We start from the raw sequence: 2,624 nt of genomic DNA on the forward strand, positions 1-2,624 counted from the left end.
GGGATGGATGTACAAGAACAAGCTGGTGATCGTGCACGAGCGGGCAATTCGGACACTGATTGCGGCGGCACTTGCCCAGCTTGAAGTTGAAACAGGCACCGCCATCGCCGCCAGCGTTGATCCAGCAACACTTGATCGCTGGCGAGCCTCAGTTTCAGAGCTGCGCCCAGATGGACAAACCCAGCAGAGTTGGCTATGGGCTGCACCGGCGAAACACTCAACCCGCCAAATCAGCGAGGTACTGGAGCGCATCGACCTGCTTTACACGCTGGACGTTCATAAGCACCTGGCAGACATCCCCGATCTCATCTTGCGCCGCTACGCGCGCCGACTTGTCTCCAGGCCGCCCTCAGCCGGAGCCAAGATCAAAGAGCCAGCGCGCACCGTGGAGGTCGCATGCTTTCTTCGGTATTGCCTGTTCACCACCACAGACCAGTTGATCCTTATGGTGCAGCGCCGGATCGCCGATCTGTGGCGTCAGGCTGCCGCCGATGTCCCCGCTACCGTCAATTGGGCCGCAATGTACAAAACGCTGCTCGGCGAACTTGTTGCCTTGAGCGCGCAAGGTGCGGTGCCAGATGCTGAGTTGCGTGCCCGTCTTGAAGCCTTGATCACCGAAACCCAGAAACGCAAACCACCGAGCAGGGCCTCCCTGGTCCGCGAGGGATTGATTGATGGAATTCGCCCCGTGCGGTCGTTGCTCGTCGCCATTGCAAAGCTGCCCTGGCAGGCCACCGGCGAGCATCCTGCCATCGAGTACCTTGCCAAGCTGCAAGCTTTATATCTCAAAGGATCCAGAAAGCTGCCAGTTGAAGTGGTGGCACCAAGTCTGGGAATGATCTGGCAGGTTTCGATCTCCAGCCCAGACCGGGAACGGGCGTTTCAGGCGTTGGAGGTGGCCACCCTGTTTGCCCTGCGCCGCGCGGTGCGCAATGGCTCGGTCTGGATTGAGCACAGCCTGAGCTTTCGGGGTCGTGCGCGCTTGTTCTTCACGGACGAGCGTTGGCAGGCAGAGTCCAAGAAACACTATGCCCGTCTATCGTTACCCAGCAAGGCTGCCACTTTCTTGAAGCCTTTGCTGGCCAGAGTAACTGCCGGTGTCGATGCGGTGGCCGCTGCAGCCCGCAGTGGCGTACTGCGCGTGGATGATGAACTCCATTTGTCGCCATTGCCCGCAGAGGACGAAGACCCAGAAGTGACCAAGCTGCGCGCGGCTTTGGATCACCGCATCGGTGAGGTTCAATTGCCGGAAGTGATTCTGGCCGTTGACGCCCAGGTGCGCTTTAGCTGGATCATGCTCGGACGTGAGCCGCGCTCTACCGACGAGCTGCTGATGGTCTATGCCGGCATCATGGCCCACGGCACCAGTCTGACTGCGGTCGAATGCGCGCGCATGATTCCGCAATTGTCTGCCACCAGCATTCGCCAGGCCATGCGCTGGGCGCGGGACGAACGGCGTCTGAGCCAGGCCTGCCAGGCTGTGCTGGAATTCATGCAGCGACACCCGATTGCCGCCACCTGGGGGCGGTCCGATTTGGCATCTTCTGACATGATGACCATGGAGACCACCAAACGGGTGTGGCAAGCCCGGCTTGATCCTCGGCGCAACACACCTTCCATTGGAATCTACTCCCATGTAAAAGACCGGTGGGGCATCTTCCATGCGCAGCCCTTTGTGCTCAATGAGCGCCAGGCGGGCGTGGCCATTGAAGGTGTCATCCGCCAAGAAAAGCTGGAGACCAGCCAGCTTGCTGTGGATACCCATGGCTACACCGACTTTGCCATGTCACATGCCCGTTTGCTTGGTTTTGATCTTTGCCCGCGGTTGAAGGAACTCAAACAGCGCCACCTCTTTGTGCCACGCGGCACCAAAGTGCCCGCAGAAATCGCTGCGGTGTGCGAAGCCAATGTCGACGTCGCTTTGATCGAAAAGCATTGGGATAGTCTGGTGCACCTGGCAGCCTCGGTCATGAGCGGACATGCCAGTGCGGTGGCAGCTCTTGCGCGGTTCGGTTCTGCCGCCCAGGGCGATCCAATCTATGAGGCTGGCGTGCAATTGGGGCGGTTGCTGCGTACGGCGTTTTTGGCTGACTACTTTGTCAAGGACGCTTTCAGGAACGAGTTGCGCCGGGTGCTCAATCGGGGCGAGGCTGTTAACGCCCTCAAGCGCGCCATTTATACCGGCCGGATCAGCCCGGCGCAGGCCAAACGTGTCGATGAAATGCAGGCTGTGGCCGATGCGTTGAGCCTGATGGCCAACATCGTGATGGCGTGGAATACCTCACAGATGCAGGCGGTCCTGGATCGCTGGTCGAACCGCCGCCAGGTCATTCCACCGGAACTGATCGAGAAGATTGCGCCCACCAGGCTGGAGAGCATCAACTTGCGGGGTGTGTTTCGCTTCCCGGTTGACCGCTATGCTGACCAAATCCTGCCTTCGCGGCCAAATGCATCGATAACTGGCACCAATGGATGAAACCGACCACGGTTTGACGCCACGAATCGCAGATTTGAAAGTGAACAGGAAAGTCAATGAAATCAACGATCTACCAACACCACCTCCGCGCCAGTGCTAGCTTTTCGTACCGTCACTTATTGCACTGAAAACGAGGAGACCCCTCACC

The 2,624-nt window shown here is 59.1% G+C and carries 1 protein-coding gene; it reads left to right on the forward strand.

Annotated elements, in window-relative coordinates; all coding sequences use genetic code 11:
- Positions 1–2,476 (forward strand): Tn3-like element IS1071 family transposase (locus A8M77_RS34800; RefSeq protein WP_143694909.1); only part of this gene is annotated, 2,476 nt, incomplete at its 5' end.
- Positions 2,477–2,624: the final 148 nt, after the last annotated feature.

Origin of the sequence: Variovorax sp. JS1663 (assembly GCF_002157355.1) — a bacterium.
GTDB lineage: Bacteria > Pseudomonadota > Gammaproteobacteria > Burkholderiales > Burkholderiaceae_C > Variovorax.